The 17438-nt window shown below is 66.2% G+C and carries 20 protein-coding genes, 1 tRNA gene and 1 pseudogene; 5 read left to right on the top strand and 17 right to left on the bottom strand.

Translation table 11 applies throughout. From position 1 onward, the window contains the following. Both WBV89_RS00965 and WBV89_RS00960 read left to right on the top strand, forming a co-directional pair. A partial coding sequence (locus WBV89_RS00965; protein ID WP_423979468.1) for a 2-oxo acid dehydrogenase subunit E2 occupies positions 1 to 725 on the top strand: 725 nt, incomplete at its 5' end. Between the two features lie 25 nt (positions 726 to 750). Next, positions 751 to 1218 (top strand): VOC family protein, encoded by a 468-nt coding sequence (locus WBV89_RS00960; protein ID WP_423979467.1) that lies wholly within the window; start codon positions 751 to 753, stop codon positions 1216 to 1218. A gap of 273 nt (positions 1219 to 1491) precedes the next feature. On the opposite strand, the gene WBV89_RS00955 is transcribed toward WBV89_RS00960, so the two are convergent. The 3 genes from WBV89_RS00955 to WBV89_RS00945 are packed head-to-tail and all read right to left on the bottom strand — an operon-like array spanning position 1492 to position 4464. Then, entirely contained in the window at positions 1492 to 1914 is a 423-nt protein-coding gene (locus WBV89_RS00955) for a pyridoxamine 5'-phosphate oxidase family protein (protein WP_423979466.1), read from the bottom strand. A gap of 25 nt (positions 1915 to 1939) precedes the next feature. Beyond that, positions 1940 to 2713 (bottom strand): SDR family NAD(P)-dependent oxidoreductase, encoded by a 774-nt coding sequence (locus WBV89_RS00950; protein ID WP_423979465.1) that lies wholly within the window; start codon positions 2711 to 2713, stop codon positions 1940 to 1942. Further along, the gene (locus tag WBV89_RS00945; protein WP_423979464.1) at positions 2710 to 4464 is read right to left on the bottom strand and encodes a PEP-utilizing enzyme; all 1755 of its coding nucleotides are present in this window, start codon (positions 4462 to 4464) and stop codon (positions 2710 to 2712) included. Before WBV89_RS00945 ends, WBV89_RS00950 begins: the two co-directional genes overlap by 4 nt. Between WBV89_RS00945 and WBV89_RS00940 the strand changes: the two genes are divergently transcribed. After that, positions 4445 to 5917: an aromatic ring-hydroxylating oxygenase subunit alpha gene (locus WBV89_RS00940; protein ID WP_423979463.1), complete on the top strand. Its 1473-nt coding sequence runs from the start codon at positions 4445 to 4447 to the stop codon at positions 5915 to 5917. The genes WBV89_RS00945 and WBV89_RS00940 overlap by 20 nt on opposite strands. Positions 5918 to 5929: 12 nt before the next feature. On the opposite strand, the gene WBV89_RS00935 is transcribed toward WBV89_RS00940, so the two are convergent. The 3 genes from WBV89_RS00935 to WBV89_RS00925 all read right to left on the bottom strand — a co-directional run bounded on the left by WBV89_RS00935 (position 5930) and on the right by WBV89_RS00925 (position 9159). Next, positions 5930 to 6352: a cyclic nucleotide-binding domain-containing protein gene (locus WBV89_RS00935; protein WP_423979462.1), complete on the bottom strand. Its 423-nt coding sequence runs from the start codon at positions 6350 to 6352 to the stop codon at positions 5930 to 5932. A 106-nt stretch (positions 6353 to 6458) separates the two neighbouring features. Next, a complete protein-coding gene (locus WBV89_RS00930; RefSeq protein WP_423979461.1) occupies positions 6459 to 7673 on the bottom strand; it encodes an aspartate aminotransferase family protein in 1215 nt (404 codons plus the stop codon). 112 nt (positions 7674 to 7785) lie between these two features. Next, positions 7786 to 9159, bottom strand: a complete 1374-nt coding sequence (locus WBV89_RS00925) for a carotenoid oxygenase family protein (protein WP_423979460.1) — start codon at positions 9157 to 9159, stop codon at positions 7786 to 7788. An 80-nt stretch (positions 9160 to 9239) separates the two neighbouring features. On the opposite strand from WBV89_RS00925, the gene WBV89_RS00920 reads away from it, so the two are divergent. After that, entirely contained in the window at positions 9240 to 9863 is a 624-nt protein-coding gene (locus WBV89_RS00920; protein ID WP_423979459.1) for a TetR/AcrR family transcriptional regulator, read from the top strand. A 16-nt stretch (positions 9864 to 9879) separates the two neighbouring features. Here the strand turns inward: WBV89_RS00920 and WBV89_RS00915 are convergent, their stop codons facing one another. Beyond that, positions 9880 to 11439: an AMP-binding protein gene (locus WBV89_RS00915; RefSeq protein WP_423979458.1), complete on the bottom strand. Its 1560-nt coding sequence runs from the start codon at positions 11437 to 11439 to the stop codon at positions 9880 to 9882. Further along, on the bottom strand, positions 11439 to 11960 hold the full coding sequence (locus WBV89_RS00910) for a nuclear transport factor 2 family protein (protein WP_423979457.1): 522 nt from the start codon (positions 11958 to 11960) through the stop codon (positions 11439 to 11441). Before WBV89_RS00910 ends, WBV89_RS00915 begins: the two co-directional genes overlap by 1 nt. Positions 11961 to 12036: 76 nt before the next feature. Here WBV89_RS00910 and WBV89_RS00905 point away from each other — a divergent pair, with 76 nt between their 5' ends. Beyond that, the gene (locus tag WBV89_RS00905) at positions 12037 to 12702 is read left to right on the top strand and encodes a nitroreductase family protein (protein ID WP_423979456.1); all 666 of its coding nucleotides are present in this window, start codon (positions 12037 to 12039) and stop codon (positions 12700 to 12702) included. A 36-nt stretch (positions 12703 to 12738) separates the two neighbouring features. On the opposite strand, the gene WBV89_RS00900 is transcribed toward WBV89_RS00905, so the two are convergent. The 9 genes and pseudogenes from WBV89_RS00900 to tuf form a co-directional block, all read right to left on the bottom strand. Continuing rightward, on the bottom strand, positions 12739 to 13209 hold the full coding sequence (locus tag WBV89_RS00900; protein ID WP_423979455.1) for a nuclear transport factor 2 family protein: 471 nt from the start codon (positions 13207 to 13209) through the stop codon (positions 12739 to 12741). Further along, positions 13206 to 14006: an SDR family NAD(P)-dependent oxidoreductase gene (locus WBV89_RS00895; RefSeq protein WP_423979454.1), complete on the bottom strand. Its 801-nt coding sequence runs from the start codon at positions 14004 to 14006 to the stop codon at positions 13206 to 13208. The genes WBV89_RS00900 and WBV89_RS00895 overlap by 4 nt, the downstream gene beginning before the upstream one ends. A 117-nt stretch (positions 14007 to 14123) precedes the next feature. Next, positions 14124 to 14822, bottom strand: a complete 699-nt coding sequence (gene rplA, locus WBV89_RS00890; protein ID WP_423979453.1) for a 50S ribosomal protein L1 — start codon at positions 14820 to 14822, stop codon at positions 14124 to 14126. Between the two features lie 106 nt (positions 14823 to 14928). Then, entirely contained in the window at positions 14929 to 15354 is a 426-nt protein-coding gene (gene rplK / locus WBV89_RS00885; protein ID WP_423979452.1) for a 50S ribosomal protein L11, read from the bottom strand. A 68-nt stretch (positions 15355 to 15422) separates the two neighbouring features. Continuing rightward, on the bottom strand, positions 15423 to 16499 hold the full coding sequence (nusG, locus tag WBV89_RS00880; RefSeq protein ID WP_423979451.1) for a transcription termination/antitermination protein NusG: 1077 nt from the start codon (positions 16497 to 16499) through the stop codon (positions 15423 to 15425). Between the two features lie 5 nt (positions 16500 to 16504). Beyond that, entirely contained in the window at positions 16505 to 16807 is a 303-nt protein-coding gene (gene secE, locus WBV89_RS00875) for a preprotein translocase subunit SecE (RefSeq protein ID WP_423979450.1), read from the bottom strand. A 63-nt stretch (positions 16808 to 16870) separates the two neighbouring features. Beyond that, positions 16871 to 16944, bottom strand: a tRNA-Trp gene (locus WBV89_RS00870). A gap of 76 nt (positions 16945 to 17020) precedes the next feature. Continuing rightward, positions 17021 to 17185 (bottom strand): 50S ribosomal protein L33, encoded by a 165-nt coding sequence (rpmG, locus tag WBV89_RS00865; RefSeq protein WP_040494339.1) that lies wholly within the window; start codon positions 17183 to 17185, stop codon positions 17021 to 17023. A gap of 117 nt (positions 17186 to 17302) precedes the next feature. Next, positions 17303 to 17438, bottom strand: a pseudogene (tuf, locus tag WBV89_RS00860) (elongation factor Tu); the annotation flags it as partial.

Genomic DNA, 17438 nt, shown 5'->3' with positions numbered 1-17438 from the left:
AGCCCGCGGCACCGGCACTCGCGCCGGCGATGCAGGAACCCACATCCATCACCAAGATCAGCGGGATGCGCGGCACGATCGCCAAGCGCATGCACGAGTCGCTCACCCAGATGGCGCAACTCTCGCTGTTCATGGACGCCGACCTCGATGCGATCGTGGCCGACCGGGCGCGCCGCAAGGCCGAAGGTAGCGCACCGAGCTACACCGACTACGTGATCGCAGCAGCGGCTCGAGCACTCGTCGAGCATCCCCACGTCAACTCGCAGATCACCGACGACGGCATCGCGCTGCTTCCCGACGTTCACGTCGGGATGGCGGTGGCGCTCGATGGTGGATTGATCGTGCCGGTCATCAGCGACACCGCGACCCGCGATCTCGATTCGCTCGCCAGCGAATCATCACGGCTCGCCACCGCGGCGCGAGCCGGGTCACTCGCGCTTCCCGACCTCGAGGGGGGAACGTTCTCGGTCAGCACGCTCGGCATGTTCGGAGTCGACGGGTTCACGCCCGTCATCAACCCGCCGAACACGGCGATCCTCGGCGTCGGCCGACTCCGCGACGACCTCGTCCTCGGCGACGACGGCACCGTCTCGGCCACGAAGCGGATCACACTCAGCCTCACCTGGGATCACCGTGCATTCGACGGTGCACCCGCCGCCGAGTTCTGCCGCTCGATCGCCGACCTTCTCCGCGATCCTGCAGCGCTCGACACACCCGCCGGCTGAGCGACACGATCGGACCCTGCACATGATGAACTACCAGGACCTGTTCCACCTCGGCATCCGTGTCCCAAATCTCACCGAGGCGATGGACGAACTCGGCGAGAGCATGGGCCTCACCTGGGCGGCGGTGCGTGAGAATCCAGCCCAGACCCTCTGGACACCCGATGATGGGTTGCAGGAGATCCACCTCACGTTCACCTACTCGGCCGAGGGACCCCAGCACGTGGAGCTGCTGGAAGGTCCTGCGGACACGTTCTGGGATGGTCGGGGCTGCACAGGTGCCCATCACGTCGGTATCTGGTCCGACGATGTCACCGGAGACACCGACGCCATGATCGCCGCGGGCTGGTCGCTCGTCGGCGCACAGAACGACCCCGCCGACGGCAACGGGTACGGCATCTTCACCTACGTGCAACCGCCGACCGGGCTGATCGTCGAACTCGTCGACCGGATCGTCCTCCCCCACTTCGAACAGTGGTGGGCCGGCGGCGCCTGACCCATCTCAACTCTTCCGACCGTCCACCCCGCCCACCCCGCCCGAGCCGCCCGAGCCACCCCGGAACACCCCCGCCGCCGCTCGGAAATTTCGTGGGATCGTGATGCCCACCGTCACGATTCGACGAGATTTCACGCGGGCCTCGCTCGGCGCGGAGAAATTTCGGGGGATCTGGACGCTCCCCGTCACGATCCCACGAAATTTCCCATCGACCAGCGCGTGGAGTCAGGTGGGGGGTGGAGTCAGGTTTGGTGTGGGTCAGGTGGGCCGGCGTCAGGCGAGGTGTTGGGACTTGCCTTCGAGGAACGTGGGGGTGAGTTCGAAGCTGGCCCAACGGCGGCCGGAGTCGAGCGCAGCCTGGATCCCACGCACGAAGGCGTCGGCATCGTCGCCGAGGTAGTGACGGGCGGCCGCGGCGATGTCGGTGTCGAGTTCGAAGTCGACTTCGCGCACCGGGCCTTCCAACGTCACGTATCGCGCGACCGGCAACGGTTGCTCGTGGACGCAGAGGCTGGCGCGGCCCACGGAGCGCAGCGCTGCGGTCTTCGACGACGTGGTCGGACTCTGGAAACGCGCGACGCCGTCGACCCAGCGAAACCAGATCGGTGTCCCCATCGCGCGTCCGGATCCGAGCACGACGCTGAGCACCGCATCACGCGGCTCGACCAAGAACGCGTCGATGTCGTCGGGCGTCATCGCTGACATGCGAAGGTCACCGGGACTACCGGTTGCCGCCGTTGACGAGCAGCGTCTGACCGGTGACCCACGATGCCGCGTCCGATGCCAGGAACACGACGGCATTGGCGACGTCATCGGGGGTACCGAGGCGGCCGAGCGGGATCCCGAGCTTCTTGCCGAGTGCCGGGATGTCCTCGTCGGATGCCCCGAAGAACTCCATGAAGACCTCGGTCGGGACCGGGCCGGGGGCGACGCCGTTGACCCGGATCCCGCGTGACGCGAGTTCGGTCGACATCGTTCGGGTCAGGCTGTCGACGCCCGCCTTGGCCACCGCGTAGGGACCGTTGTTGGGGGACGGCTTCAGCGCCGCTCCCGACGAGATGTTGATGATCGAGCCGCCGTCCTCGAGCACACGGGCTGCGGCCCGCGAGCCGGTGAACACGGCGCGCAGGTTGAGGTCGAGTTGGTAGTCCCACTGGCGGTCGGGCATGTCGGCGAGGTGGCGCGGCGTGCGGTCGTCGGCACCACCGGCGTTGCTCACCCACAGCGTGACCTTGCCCATGTCCTGCTTGGAGCGATCGGCCAACTCGTCGACGAAGTCGCCGTCGGTGATGTCGCCGGCGATCGCCAACGCGCGCCGGCCGAGCGCCCGACAGCGTTCGGCGACCGCTTCGATCTCGTTCTCTCGTCGAGCGGTCAGCACCACGTCGCACCCGGCTTCGGCGAGGCCGATCGCGATCCCCTCACCGATCCCGCGGCCGGCGCCGGTCACGACGGCGACCTGATCGGACAGTGCGAATCGGTCGAGAATGCTCATGATGTCAGCTCCACGATCGTGACCGTACCCGTCGACCCGTCGATCTCGATGATCGAGCCGTCGGGGATCCGCTTGGTCGCGTCGACGACCGAGACCGCACACGGGAGACCGAGTTCTCGGCACATGATCGCCGCGTGGCTGGCGACTGCGCCGACGTCGACGACGACTCCTTCGGCGGCCAGGAACAGCGGCACCCACGATGGATCCGTGGTGGGTGCGACCATGATGTCGCCCGGTCCGACCGCACCCGGGTCCGACGGATCGAGGATCACCCGAGCGGTCCCCCTGACCACGCCGGGTGCGCCCATCGTTCCCTGCAGCACATCACCCTGGGCAGCCGTCGGAGCACTCCCCCCGCCGCGCTTCGTCCAGGTCGAGATCGGTGGGACGCCGTCCTCGAGCTTGACGATGTAGGGCGGTTCGAGCGTCTGGAGTTCGGCGAAGATCGCCTCGCGTTCGCGAATCGTGTCGGCCATCGTGGACGGCTCGGCGAGGAAACCGTCGAGTTCGGAATCGAGGAGCATGAAGATCTCGCGGGGGCCGGTGAGCACACCGGAGTCGACCATCCGCGTCCCGACCTCCAGCAACGCGAGCTTCGCCTCGTGGATCAACCGGATGCAGGCATTCTTGCCCATCTCGCGCATCCCGTAGAAGACCGACGCGGACGCAATTCCGGCCTGAAGCCCGCCGTGCGCCTCGGGGTCACCCTCGACGAGCGCCAGCAGTTCCGTGGTGAGCCGCTCCCGTTCGGCGACGCCACGCTCGTGCGCGACCGACGGCGACTTCGAATCGTCCTGGAGACGCAGCCGCTCCAGCATCCCGAGTGCGAGTGACGGCTTCGTCGTCCACGAGTGCGCCCGCAGATCCCATTCGTTGGGACCCCGATGTCCGTGGACAGCGATCATCTCGGCCCATCCGGCGACGAACGCGGCCGCGTCCGGGTCGTCGGATCTCGCGAGCCGATCGAGGATCCCGTCGACGCCCGCGTCGAACTCCGCGGTCAGCGGCGGCGAGTTCTTCACCAGCCGAGACAGGTCCCACATGACGACACCGGCATCGGCCGACTCGACCCCACCGATCGCCGTCATCACCTTGACCGCGTCCGGTCCACGTCCGATCGCTTCACAGATCGCCTGCACCGCACCCGGACCCAGCGACGCAGCCAGCGCCGACTGGCAGTAGGCGGTCCAGCTGATCTCCAGTTCGGTGATGAGGTCGCGCGCACGCGCGACGAGATCCTCGTTCGACATGGCCGACAGGTCGGGCCGCTCGCGAACCAGACGCCGCGCGACGCGCGACGCCTCCTCCTGCGCGGGGAAGTCGGACGTGCTCATCACCCAGCCCATCCGTTCGGCGAGCTTGAGGCTCTGCTCCTCGCTCTCGTCGTCGGGATGTTCCGTGTACTTGGGGACGCCGGGGCGATCACCGAAGTACGCGAGGTCGATCGCCTCCGGGCTCGCGCCGGGCATCCGCACGCCCATCACGCGAGGAAGCGACAGCTGGTTGTAGAAGTAGCCGCCCCAGTTGCCGAACACCTCGGGCGGATCGACCGCGTACTCCTCGGGTTCGAGGACACCGAACGCGCAATACCCGTTGGCCACACCGGGGACGCACCCCTTCGCCCAGCCGAGGCTCCATCCGAGCGGGCTGAACGGCTCGGGACCGACCTCATCGGCGTTGGCCCGCGTGTAGTACGGAAAGCGAGTACTGATCTCGGTGTCGGTGATCCACGTGTCGATCGAAACGGTCATTGCATCGGCCCCCTGTCGCCTCGTCGACGGGGACGTCCACGCCCCGCGCCGCACCGCCGGAGCGGTTGCGTTCGTGGTTCGTGCCGCCGACCAGCGAAACTTAACGGGTCGTCGGTATCTCCGTGAAGCGGAGGCGTCACCAACCGCCGACAGCGTGATCGGACCCGGGAGCAACGACATGGCAACACCGATGGATGAACGGTTGATCGAGAAGATCCGTTCCGACATGGCCTACGAGTTCGCGCGGACCGCCCCGCCCGAGGGCTTCCCGGCGTTCCACGACATCTCGACCGAGCGTCACACGAGCACGCTCTTCCACGATCTCGAGCAGGAACATCTCTGGACGAAGACATGGGTGATCGCGGGTCGCGTCGAAGACGTGCCGAATCCCGGCGACTACATGACGTTCGACGACCTCGGCGTCCCACTCCTGATCGTGCGCGGCACCGACGACACGATCCGGTGCTTCTACAACACCTGTCAGCATCGGGGCGCCCCCGTCGTCCGCGAGGAGCGCGGATCGTCTCGACGTCTCCGCTGCCAGTACCACTCGTGGACGTACGAGGTCGACGGCGGGACCCTGGTGTCGGTTCCCGACGAGCGTGACTTCGTCGACCTCGACTGGGAGCAGCGCTGCCTCCCGCGGGCGAGTTGTGACGCGTACGGCGGGTTCATCTTCGTCAACCGCGATCTCGATGCCACACCGCTCGACGACTGGATCGGCCCGCTGAAGGAGATGCTCGATCCATTCCAGACGTCGGAACTGCGTGAGGTGTACCGCGAATCACGAATCGTTCCCTGCAACTGGAAGGTGACCGCCGAGGCGTTCCTCGAGGTGTACCACTTCCGTCACATCCACTCCCACGACGGGGTGAGCGTGCTCGACAACCGCGGTGCGGCCATGGGGTTGTACCCACACGGCCACAGCCGGATGATCACGCCCTACTCGAAGCAGAACGTCGAGCGGGCGGGCCTCGCGAGTTGGGACGATTGGAAGCACCTCGACCAAGCGGGCATGCGCACGATCGACGGCGTTCCCGGCATGGTCGATTGCACCAGCACCGCGGTGAGCCTGTTCCCGAACACGATCATCCCGCTCGGCCGGATCGGCTTCCCGATCAACATCTTCTGGCCCGTCGACAAGAACACGACGCGCCTCGACTGGATTTACTACGCGCTCCCACCGGAGGGCGCCGACCGCTTCCCCGATGTACTCTCCGACACCTGGGCCGCCCGCCGCCGGGTCTACAACCAGATCATGGCCGAAGACGAGATGAACATGGCCCCGATGCAGCGCTCGATGGAGTCACCCGCCCTGCGCGGCATCCCGATCAACTACCAGGAACGCCGCATCTGGCATCTCCACGAGGAAATCGACCGGATCATCGGCTCGGAGAACATTCCCGAGCGTCTCCGGATGAACCAGCTGCTCGCTCCGTACGTCGAACGCTGAACCGATCGTCGATCAATCGGACGTGCGGGCGTTGTTCTCGACGACCCGTCGAGCGACGACCGGAAGCATCTTGACGGCGATCTGAGGGGCCTCGTTCAGGACGTTGTCGAACGAGCGGCTGTCGATGTGCAGCACCCGCGTCGCCGTCTTCGAGGTGACGGTGGCGTTGCGCGGCGCTCCCGCGAGCAACCCCATCTCACCCGCGAACCCACCGGGCTCGATCGTCGCGATCTCGGTCTCCCCGAGGAGCACCGACAGCTCACCGTCGAGCACGATGACCATCTCGCGCGCCGAGCTTCCCGCCCGCATCAGCACGTCACCGGCGCTGAAGGAGAGTTCGGTGACGGCAGCGCCGACCACGTCGAGATCGTCATCGTCCACATCTGCGAACAACGGGACAGCTTTGAGATAACGGTGATAGTCGTGACGCGCCATCTCGCGGACGATAGTGCGATGCCGCGGCGCTCGACCGACCGAGCTGACAACGCGGATCGAATGGCATAGAGGTTCCCCGACCTCGGCCGGTTCGCCGGCGGGCCGCTCAGCGATTCGACAGGACCTCGGTGAGGGCGTCCAGGACGGTTGCGACCTGAACGTCGGTGATCACCAGCGGAGGACACATCGCGAGTGCCGTGCCGATCACGCGCACGATCACCCCGCGATCGAGGAGCGCGGCGCGAGCGGAAGCCGCGTCGGCGCCGAGGTCGACCGCCCACAACGCTCCGACACCCCGGTACGAGTCGATCTGTCCGTCCTCGCGCATCGCGGCGAAGCCTGCGGAAAGGCCCTGTCCGATGTGGTCCGCTCGGGCGCAGAGGTTCTCGTCGCGGATCAATTCGATGTTGCGGATCGCGGCCGCTGCACACGTCGGGTGCCCCGAGTACGTGTACCCGGTCCGCAGAAGGCCGTCGACCGTCTCGAGCGTCGCAGACACCTCGCGGGAGAGGATGACTCCCGACAGCGGCAGGTAACCAGACGTGACACCCTTCGCGAACGTGATCAGGTCGGGAACGACTCCGAACGTCTGTGAGCCGAACCAGTTGCCGGTCCGTCCGAAACCGCAGATCACCTCGTCGGCGATCAGCAATGCACCGTGCTGATCGCACAACCGGCGGGCGGATGCGAGGTAGCCGTCGGCCGGCATCACCACTCCCCCCGCCCCTTGGACGGGTTCGGTGAGGAAGGCGGCGATGCGTGGACCGTGCTTGCTGAACACCCGAGCCAGCGCCTCGATGTCGTCGCTCGGAACCTCGATGAAGTGCGGCACGAGATCGCCCCAGCCCTCGCGATTGAGCGCGATTCCCTGCGCCGAGGTCCCGCCGAAGTTGGTCCCGTGATATCCACCGGTCCGGGTGATCACGATCTGACGATCGTCGTCACCGCGCAACCGATGCGTCAGTCGCGCGATCTTCAGCACCGTGTCGATCGCCTCGGAGCCCGAGGTCCCGAGGAAGACCCGACCGTCGGGATGCGGGGAGATCTCGACGATCATCTCGGCCAGCCGCGCTGCCGGCGCATTCGTGAACGGATCGAACACGTTGTAGGCCGCGATGGAATCGAGCTGAGCGACGATCGCGTCGCGCATCTCCGTCCTCCCGTGACCGACCTGGCAGTACCAGAGGCTGCCGAGCGCGTCGATGTAGTCGTTTCCCCGCGAGTCGGAGACGACCGCGCCGGAACCGGCGACGATGTCGACGAAGTCCGCTTCGGGCGTCGCCGGTGACGCGAACGGATGCAGCAACGGATGGTGGCTCATGCGCGCTCGATCGGGCCCGGTGTCGGTGTCATGAACCCGGACGCTAGGAGGTCGGACCGGGCGCGTCGAATCAGAGGTCGTCGACCGACGCTCCGGTCGGGGATCGGCGGGATCAGACCATCGTGGTGTCGGGCACCCAGCTGCCGTGCGCTCCGTACGGCACGCGGCGCGGCAGGTGCACGGTGGCGACCGGCGGTGCCGAGAAGTCCTGGGCATCGACGATGATCAGTCGGGACTGGTCGGAGGATGTGTCGTGGGTCAAGCTGATGACCCAACCTTCGTCCTCGCCCGCGTCGACCGATGCGGGAGCGAACACCGGCTCGGCGCCGCGCACTCCGTCACCCAGGTGATGCTCCGCGCAGATACCGGTGGTGAGGTCGTACTTCCACAATGCGGAGCCGTAGACAGGCTCTTCGGAGTTGCCTTCACCGGCGAGCGCCATCAGGTATCCGTATCGCGCGTCGAGGCCGATCATGCGGTCGTCGACGCGGCCGAAATCACCGGGACGGTCGTCGATCTGCGATTCGGTGACGGTTCCGGCGTCGAGGTCGATCGTCCACTTCCACAGCCGCCCGACCTCGGCATAGTCGTCGTTGCTCGAGCCGAACGCCTCGGGCTGGCGCGACACGTGGAGCACGATCGTGTTGCCGTCCTCGTGCGCGTTGACGGGGTGGAACACGTAGCACGGGTCGATCTCGAACCAGCGCACGTCGGCGTTGGTCCCGTTGCGGGGCATCACGCCGAGCCGCGCACCGGCGTCGCGGTTGAACTTGAACGGGAATCCGTTCTCGAGCATCGAGAGGTCGAAGCAGACCGGCAGGTCCATGAACACGACGTGGTTCCGCGTGACGTTGAAGTCGTGCATCATCACCATGTTCGGGATGTCGATGCCCTCGAGTTGCTGGAGGACGCCATCGGCGCTGATCCGGATGTAGTTCAGGAACGGCGGCTCGGCACTCAGGTAGCTGAAGGCGATGAGCTCACCGGTGACCGGGCACACCTTCGGGTGGGCGGTCATCGAGGTGGTGAGCGCGCCGCCGTAGTTCTGCGGGCCGAGCGTGTTGAGTTCGCTGTCGAGACGCCAGGGCCAGTGGCCCTCCTCGAGGCATAGCAGCTCGCCGTTGTGCGGCATGACGTGGGTGTTCCCCGTACCGCGCGTCATGTCGCCCATGGTCGCCATCGGATCGCCCTGCGGATCGGTGATGTTCGGGGTCTGGATGAAGCGGTTGCGATACCACTCGGCCTTGCCGCCCGAGAGTCGGATCCCGTGCACCATGCCGTCGCCGAAGAACCAGTGGTCGGACGAACCCGACGCCGGGTTCGGGCCGGTTCGCACGTAGTTGCCGCTCAGCTCCGGCGGGATGTTCCCTTCGACGCGCAGCTCCTGGTCGGTGCGCTCGTCGAGCACCGGGGCCCAGTTCCCACGCAGGTGCCACGGCAGTTCGGTGGTCGAGTCGATCGTCGTGCTGTCATCGGTCACGGTCATGTGTTGAAGGTAACACTGGCGACCCCGCAATATTTACCAGCAGTAACATTTTGTTTCGCGAGCCCGCTACCGTCCACGGGGTGAGCGTCGAATCCCGGTCAACGGCCCGCCCGAAGCGTGGGCCCGGACGTCCCCCCGGCGGAGGCGTGATCGTCGACCGCGAACAGCTGCTCGCTGCCGCGACGGCGGTGATCCGTGAGCGGGGTCCCGACGTCACGATGGTCGACATCGCAGCGGCTGCGACGGTCACCAAGCCGATCCTGTATCGCACGATCGGTGACAAGGAAGCGCTCACGAACGCGCTGTCGGAGATGTTGATCGACCGGGTCAACGCCGCCGTCACCCTCCATCTCGGCTCGGGTGGCGAGCCCCGCGACGACTTCCGCAGCGCCGTGCGCGGCTACCTCGCGGCGATCGACGCCGATCGCAACCTGTTCCTGTTCGTCAACGGCGGAAGCCACGAGACGGCCGTCGTCCAACGCCTCGTCGACCGCTCCGCGCAGCAACTGCTCGATTCGTTCACCGCTGCACGCGAGGAAGCCGGGCTCGACACCGCTGCCGCGCGTACCTGGTCCTATGCGATCATCGGAGCGTTCCAGATCGTCTCGTTGATGTGGCTGCGCGACGACTACTGCGACATCGACACCCTCGCCGACGACCTCACCCACCTGCTGTGGACCGGGGTATCCGCCGTCGGAGCCTGATCAGGTCACGAAGTCCTCAGGTCGTGATCGACGTGAGCTCTCCGGCGAGCCAGGCGTCTCGCAACCGGCGCTTGTTGATCTTGCCCATCGTCGTTCGACCGAGGTCGGCCACCACGTGATACTCGCGCGGGCACTTGTAGTGACTGAGCCGTTCACGCAGCCAACTCGACAACTCGTCGATGTCGGGCGGTGAGTCCGGGTCGGTCGGCATCACGAGCCCGACGAGCTTCTCGCCCATGTCGGGATGCGGGACGCCGATGCAGCCGACGTCGGCGACACCCGGATGGTCGATCAGCAACAGTTCGGCCTCGGCCGGGTAGATGTTGACGCCACCCGACACGACCATGTCGTTGAAACGGTCGGTGATGAACACGTACCCGTCATCGTCCATGTAGCCGATCTCGCCGAGCGTGAACAGCCCGGGTTCGGGATTCGATGCCGCCGTCTTGTCCGCATCGTTCGGGTACACGATGCCGCGCCCGGTGTCGTCACGGAAGAACAGTCGCCCCTCCGTCCCGGGCGGGAGTTCGTTCAGTTGGTCGTCGAAGACCACCGCGTGGAACGGGGGAATCGATCGCCCGACCGAGCCCCGGTGCTCGAGCCATTCCTCGCTCGTGATCGCGCAGACCGTGCCGACCTCGGTGGCTCCGTAGGCGTCACGGAACACCGGACCGAACCACTCGATCATGCCCGCCTTGACATCGATCGGGCACTTCGCTCCGGTGTGGGCGATCATCTTCATCGAGCTGACGTCGTACTTCGCCTTGACGCCCTCGTCCAGGGCGAGCAGGCGCACGAAGTGCGTCGGGACCATCACGGTCGACTCGGTCCGATAGCGGTCGATCGCGGCGAGCGTCGCCTCGGCGTCGAACTTGTCGAGGATCACCGACGACACCCCGGCGCACAGGAGACGCATTCCCGACAACGGACCGGTGTGATACATCGGCCCGACCACCAGGTGCGTGCCGAATCCGGCGAAGCCACCTTCGGCGAGACGCTCCAGGTGTTCGGCCATGTCGACACCGCCGGCGAACATCGTCGGCGGCAGCTCGGTCCCCTTCGGAAGTCCGGTGGTGCCCGAGGTGTAGAGCAGGTTCGGCAGCGGGATGATCGAGTCCGGCGGATCGTCGTTCACGCCACCCGCGAGCCATTCGTCCCACGCGATGACGCCGTCGACGCCGTCACATGCCCAGCCGATCACGGTGTCGACCCCGGCCTCCGCTGCCGCCGCGATTCCGCGCTCGACCGTTTCGGGACCGACGAAGACGATGCCGCTCTCGGAATCGCTCAGGATGTAGGCGGCCTCGGACGCGGTCAGATGGAAGTTCACGGGAACCGTCGAGGCCCCGGCGAGGAGGCCCCCGAGGTGCGCGAGCGCCGTCTCGGCGGCGTTCTCCGCGAACACCGCGATCCGATGTTGTGGACCCAGCTCGCCGCGCTCGTCGGCGGCGAGCAGGCGGCTCGCGCAACGGTTCAGCGCTTCGTCGACCTCGGACCAGGTGTACTCGCGGCTGGCGTCGACCAGCGCGAAGCCGGTCGGATCCTCGGCCGCACGTCGTTTCGCGAAGGCGGGCATCAGGGCCCCATCCGTCGGCCGGCGGCGGGGCGGTCGAACTCGGCCTGACGGAACAGGCTCGCGTCGATCCCCATCGTCTCGGGGACGTGCTCACTCGTGTTGGAATGGTGGACGCACACGCGATGCGCGATCCGCCACTCACCGTTGCGGCACTCGTAGGTGTCCTGGTAGCGGCCGTACCACGTCGACATCATCCGCGTTTCCTCGTCGAAGAGGTGCGTGATGCAGTAGGCCTCACCGCGCCCGTTCTTCATGTCGGAGTCGATCTCGACACGGTGGTTGTAGATCGAGTGCATGGTCCAGGTCCACTTGTCGTGGCTCCCGACGCAGTAGTCGCAGAACTCCCAGGCATTGCCGTTGAAGCGACCGTGCTCGTCGATCGCATCGGGCCAGTAGGCCGACTTCATGACGTCACCGTCGAGACGATCGAGGCCGTAGGAGTATCGGCGCGCGGCCTCGCGGCATGCCTCGATCGAGCACAATTGCTCGACCGTGGGGGTGGGGTTGGCGATCTCACTCATCGGCGCCGACGTTACCGAATGACCGTTCAGGTACTCCCACTCGACGGTCCGCGGATGACTCGCGTAGACAGACGACATGGACTTCGACCTCACGCAGACCGACCACCTCCTCACCACCACCCGCGCGGTCCGCAAGCGCCTCGACCTCGACCGGCCCGTTCCTCGCGACCTGGTGCTCGACTGCGTGCGGATCTCGACGCAGGCACCCGCCGGCGGCAACTACCAGAAGTGGCGCTGGGTGATCGTCGACGACCCGGAACGCAAAGCCGTCATCGCCGATGCCTACCAACGGTCGTACGCGCCGTACATCGCCGCGCAGAAGAAGGCGGTGGCGAAGGCAGGGAACGCGGCGGCGTCGAATCCGATCATCGACTCGAGCACCCACCTCGCCGAGGTCCTCGCAGACGTTCCAGTGCTGGCGATCCCCTGTGCCCTGGGCTCGCCACGCGATGCCGGTGAGACGGGCGAGGCTCAGGCCGGATGGTGGGGGTCGGCGCTGCCGGCCGTCTGGAGCTACTGCCTCGCCGCGCGTTCCAGAGGATTGGGTACCGCGTGGACGACGCTGCACCTCCCGTACGCCGGAGAGGTCGGTGAAGCACTCGGAATCCCCGACACGGTCACCCAGTTGGCATGCATCCCGACCGCCTACTACACCGGCGACGACTTCAAGCCCGCGACGCGGAAACCGGCCGAGTCCGTCACGTACTGGAACGGCTGGAAGGACACCGACATCGGGTCATGAGCTGACTCCGAGCGCCCGACCAGCTGCTCGGCGCTGTCAGCCGCGGACGACGGCGACGTTGCCCTCGGTCCACATGACCGTGAGCGTGCGGTGCGCGATCCGCCATCCGTCGGATGTTCGCACGAGGCGGTCCTCGTAGCGCCCGGCAACGATGTAGTTCGGGCTCCCGTCGGGAACCCGGCGGATGTGCTGCGCCTGGAGATAGCACCGGTGGGTGCCCGCGTCCCCGTCGACCGTCACCTCGTGGTTCCCGACGAGATGCTGGCTGTCGTCGAGGTTCTCGAGGGCGGCGCGGATCCGGTCGGTGATCGCATCGAGCCCTGCGAGTTCCGTCGGGTTCCCGAGCTGTGCTGTCGCGTCGGGAAGGAACACCTCGGCGAGTCCGTCCCACTGTTTCGTGTCGAGCACCCGGCAGTAGCGCGTCGCGACGGCGACGATGTCGCGCTCGTCGAGCAGCAGCCGCAGGAGTGAACTGGGGTGCGTTGCCGATTCGGGTGTCGTGCTCATACCAGCGTCCATCCGCCGTCGACGGCGATGTTCTGCCCGGTGACGTAACTCGAGAGTTCACTCACGAGGAACAACACCGTCTGGCCGATGTCGCTCGGCGTCCCCTTCCGCCCGAGCGGCACGTTCGCCGATCTCTGGGACATCAACGGCCCCATCAACCCGCTCTCCGACGGCTGTTTGGGCCAGAAGTGCTCGATCTCACCGCTGTGCATCCTGTCGAGCGTCGGAACGGGGATCACACCCGGACTGACCGCGTTGACCCGGATGCCGTGCGGTGCGAGATCGACCGCGAGGCTCCGCGAGAAATGGATCGCTCCGGCCTTGGCGGAGTCGTAGCCGGTACCGAGGCACGGGAGCAGACCGTCGACCGATGCGATGTTCACGATCGCCCCGCCGTCACCCTGCTCGACCATCCGTGCCGCCACCGGCTTGGAGCAGTGGAACAGGCTCGCGAGGTTGAGTTCGATCGACCGGTTCCACGACTCGACACTCTGGTCGAGAATGCTCCCGGCCTCGTGGTACGAACCGGCGTTGTTCACGAGGATGTCGATGCGTTCGCCGACCTCGCCGAGCAGACGGGCACAGGCCGCCGCGTCGCTGACGTCGAGGTCGAGCGCGGCGCCACCGATATCGTCCGCGACGCGCCCGGCACCGTCGGTGTCGATGTCGGCCACGATCACATCGGCTCCTGCGTCGGCGAGCGTGCGTGCGATGCCCTCACCGATTCCGGTCGCCGACCCGGTCACCACGGCCACCTTCCCGGACAGGTCGAGGAGCGCAGCCGTCGATTGGTTCATGCGCGTCATCGTAGGAATGCACCCGTCGTGGACCCGAGTCGGAAAACGACGAAATCCCGGCTGATCGCGACGGGTGGCGTCACGATCTGCCGGGATTCGACAGGAAATCGAGTGGTGTCAGTCGGGGTCGGGCTTGAGCCGCGAGATGTCGACGCGCACGCCGGGTCCCATCGTGGCCGATGCGGTGACCTTCTTGATGTACCGACCCTTGGCCGACGCCGGCTTGGCGCGGTTCAGTTCGTCGATCACTGCCCAGAAGTTCTGCTGCAGTGCGGACTCCTCGAAGCTCGCCTTGCCGATCGGGACCTGCACGTTGGCGTAGCGGTCGGTGCGGTACTCGACCTTGCCGCCCTTGAACTCCTCGACGGCCTTGCCGACGTCGGGGGTGACCGTTCCGGTCTTCGGGTTCGGCATCAGGCCGCGCGGGCCGAGCGAGCGTCCGAGGCGACCGACGAGCGGCATCATGTCGGGAGCTGCGATCACCAGATCGAAGTCCATCATGCCGCCCTCGACCTGCTCGAAGAGGTCGTCGGCGCCGACGAAGTCAGCTCCGGCTTCACGGGCTGCGTCGGCGGCTTCGCCGGCTGCGAACACGGCGATCCGCACGTCCTTGCCGGTGCCGGCGGGGAGTGCGACGGTGCCGCGGACCATCTGGTCGGCCTTGCGGGGATCGACGCCGAGACGGACGACGATGTCGATCGACTCGTCGAACTTGGCGGTCGCGGTGTTCTTCGCGTGCGTCACCGCTTCTTTCGGTGCGTACATGAAGTCACGATCGAACGTCTTCAGTGCGTCGTTGAATTTCTTTCCGGACATGGATTGTCTCCCTCGGTGTTGAGTCCGCCGGCCGAGGTGGTTCCGGTCGAGACTGTGTTGATAGATGTTCAAAATGCGCGTTGGTGCCTGGCACCGACGCGCAGGTTCAGAGGACTTCGATGCCCATGGACCGGGCGGTGCCGCGGACCTGGAGCTTCGCGCCTTCGATGTCGACCGCATTGAGGTCGGGCATCTTGATCTCGGCGATCTCGGCGACCTGGGCCTCGGAGATCGAACCGGCGGTCTCGCTGCCGGGGTTGTGGGCAGCCTTGTCGAGACCGGCCTTCTCGCGGATCAGCGTCGAGGTGGGCGGGGTCTTGAGGACGAACGAGAACGTGCGGTCCTCGAAGATCGTGATCTCGGTCGGGATCACGGTGCCGGCCTGAGCTTCGGTCTGGGCGTTGTACGCCTTGACGAAGTCCATGATCGCGATGCCGTGTGGGCCGAGGGCCGTACCGACCGGCGGGGCGGGACTCGCCTTGCCGGCTTCGATCTGGATCTTGACGACCGCCATGATTTTCTTCTTGGCCATGTGAATTCTCTCTTCGTGTTCTCGTCAGTTGGGGTGGGGTGAAGTCGCGATGCTGTGTCCCGCTGGGGTCACAGTTTGGCGACCTGGCTGAAGTCCATCTCGACCAGCGTTTCGCGGCCGAAGATGTTGACGAGGACCTTCAGCTTCATGTGATCTGCATTGATCTCGGCGATTTCGCCGGTGAAGTCGGCGAATGGGCCTTCCTTCACGCGAACGCTCTCGCCTTCCTCGTAGTCGAGCTTGGCCTTGCGGCGAGGAGCTGCCTCGACGCCGTCGGTCTTGGGGGTGAGGAAGGTCTTGACCTCACGGCGTGACAGCGGCGTGGGCTTCTGGCCCTTCTGCTGCTGGCCGACGAAACCGGTGATGCCTGGGGTATTGCGCACGCAGTACCAGGACTCGTCATCCATCCGGCAGCGGACCAACAGGTAGCCCGGGAAGACCTTCTTCATGACGGTCTGCTTCTTGCCGTTCTTGTACTCGTCGACCTCTTCCATGGGGATGACGATCTCGTAGATCTTGTCCTCCATGTTCATCGACTGGATCCGGGCGTTCAGGTTCGCCGTGACCTTCTTCTCGTATCCACTCTGGGTGTGGACCACGAACCACTTTCCGGGACGCTTGTTCGGATCGTCGATCTCGGGCGGAGCCTCGGACTCGTCGACGGCGGCAGCCTCGTCGGTGCTCGCCTCGTCGGCAGCGGCGTCGTCGGTGCTCTCCTCGTCCGCGACCGGATCGTCGGAATCGTCGGTGGTGGCGGCACCGGTCGGCAGGAGGTCGGCGGCGGCTTCCTTGATGCCTGCGACGTCGTCGGCGAGCAGTGCCTGCTCATCGGCTTCGGCCGTCAGGTTCGCGTCGCCCGTGGGCAGCAGATCGGCCGGGGACGCCGGCGTGATCTCGGTGTCGGGTGCGTCCGCTTCGGCGGCAGGATCAGCGGCGACCTCGTCGATGGCGGCAGCGGCTGCATTCTCGTAGCCCTCGAGCGGAGCGTCGTCGGTCGGCAGCGTCTCGGCCACCGAGGCGTCCGCGTCGTCGGCGAATTCGGCGACTGCAGACTCGAGCGCGGCCGTCGACGCGTCGGCATCGGACGCGACAGCACTGAGCTGCGCGTCCAGGTCGTCGAGGTTGGTGTCGTTGTTGTCGGTCATGTCGCTCACGTTGAGTAGAACCATTCGGCGAACGAGCCGAACAGATAGTCGAGCCCGCCCACGACGGAGGTGTAGACGATCACCGTGATCAGCACGACGATCGAGTACCGGACGATCGCGGGGCGTTGTGGCCACGCGACCTTGCGCATCTCATCGCGGACCTCACGGAGGTACTGGACGGGTCCGACGCGATCTTGCTTCTTCTTCGGCTGCTGCCGCGGCGCCTTCTGAACCTTGCCTTTTTCGTCGAGCGCGCCCATTTTCTTGAGGTGGCGCTTCTGCTCGCGGTTGAGGTCGTCCAGTGACACGGTGAGTTGCTGCGATTCTTCGATCGTCGAATACGGATGGATGGCGAGTTCGTGAGAACTCTGCAGGGCAGGAGGGATTCGAACCCACGACCGTCGGTTTTGGAGACCGATGCTCTAGCCAGCTGAGCTACTGCCCTCTGTGGAGAGGTTGAAGGCGCCAGGGTACCAGCGCCTTCCCGACACCCGGGTTGCGGGTCTCGGCCACCACTCGCGTCAGCGAGTCTCCTTGTGCAAGGTGTGCTTGCGCTCGTTGCTGCAGTACTTCTGCATCTCGAGCCGCTCGCGGTCGTTCACCTTGGACTTCATGGTGATGTAGTTGCGCCGCTTGCAATCGGTGCACTCGAGGGTCACCTTGACCCGCTTGTCACTCTTGGCCATGTCGGCCTCGCTTTCGTTGAGAACACCGACCGGCCGGTCCCGGCGGGACCGGCCGATCGAGTGTGTCGTGCATTCGTGTGCGGGCGAGATGCCCACACATAGATCACGGAGTGATCGTTACTTGAGGATCTTGGTGACGCGGCCGGCGCCGACGGTGCGGCCACCCTCACGGATCGCGAACCGCAGACCCTCGTCCATCGCGATCGGCTTCCCGAGCTCGACCGTCATCTCGACATTGTCACCCGGCATCACC

Source organism: Ilumatobacter sp. (genome assembly GCF_049588435.1).
In the GTDB taxonomy this organism is placed as follows: domain Bacteria; phylum Actinomycetota; class Acidimicrobiia; order Acidimicrobiales; family Ilumatobacteraceae; genus Ilumatobacter_A.
The sequence above is the reverse complement of the archived record's forward strand: the minus strand, read 5'-3'. Positions and strand labels throughout refer to the sequence as shown.

Bases quoted from the DNA above. Each gene is read 5' to 3' on its own strand.
- WBV89_RS00900 (WP_423979455.1), bottom strand. From the start codon at position 13,209: ATGAGCACGACACCCGAATCGGCAACGCACCCCAGTTCACTCCTGCGG.
- WBV89_RS00905 (WP_423979456.1), top strand. From the start codon at position 12,037: ATGGACTTCGACCTCACGCAGACCGACCACCTCCTCACCACCACCCGC.
- WBV89_RS00910 (WP_423979457.1), bottom strand. From the start codon at position 11,960: ATGAGTGAGATCGCCAACCCCACCCCCACGGTCGAGCAATTGTGCTCG.
- WBV89_RS00930 (WP_423979461.1), bottom strand. From the start codon at position 7,673: ATGAGCCACCATCCGTTGCTGCATCCGTTCGCGTCACCGGCGACGCCC.
- WBV89_RS00950 (WP_423979465.1), bottom strand. From the start codon at position 2,713: ATGAGCATTCTCGACCGATTCGCACTGTCCGATCAGGTCGCCGTCGTG.
- nusG (WP_423979451.1), bottom strand. From the start codon at position 16,499: ATGACCGACAACAACGACACCAACCTCGACGACCTGGACGCGCAGCTC.
- WBV89_RS00960 (WP_423979467.1), top strand. From the start codon at position 751: ATGAACTACCAGGACCTGTTCCACCTCGGCATCCGTGTCCCAAATCTC.
- WBV89_RS00935 (WP_423979462.1), bottom strand. From the start codon at position 6,352: ATGGCGCGTCACGACTATCACCGTTATCTCAAAGCTGTCCCGTTGTTC.
- rpmG (WP_040494339.1), bottom strand. From the start codon at position 17,185: ATGGCCAAGAGTGACAAGCGGGTCAAGGTGACCCTCGAGTGCACCGAT.
- WBV89_RS00945 (WP_423979464.1), bottom strand. From the start codon at position 4,464: ATGACCGTTTCGATCGACACGTGGATCACCGACACCGAGATCAGTACT.
- rplK (WP_423979452.1), bottom strand. From the start codon at position 15,354: ATGGCCAAGAAGAAAATCATGGCGGTCGTCAAGATCCAGATCGAAGCC.
- WBV89_RS00915 (WP_423979458.1), bottom strand. From the start codon at position 11,439: ATGCCCGCCTTCGCGAAACGACGTGCGGCCGAGGATCCGACCGGCTTC.
- WBV89_RS00955 (WP_423979466.1), bottom strand. From the start codon at position 1,914: ATGACGCCCGACGACATCGACGCGTTCTTGGTCGAGCCGCGTGATGCG.
- WBV89_RS00895 (WP_423979454.1), bottom strand. From the start codon at position 14,006: ATGAACCAATCGACGGCTGCGCTCCTCGACCTGTCCGGGAAGGTGGCC.
- WBV89_RS00925 (WP_423979460.1), bottom strand. From the start codon at position 9,159: ATGACCGTGACCGATGACAGCACGACGATCGACTCGACCACCGAACTG.
- rplA (WP_423979453.1), bottom strand. From the start codon at position 14,822: ATGTCCGGAAAGAAATTCAACGACGCACTGAAGACGTTCGATCGTGAC.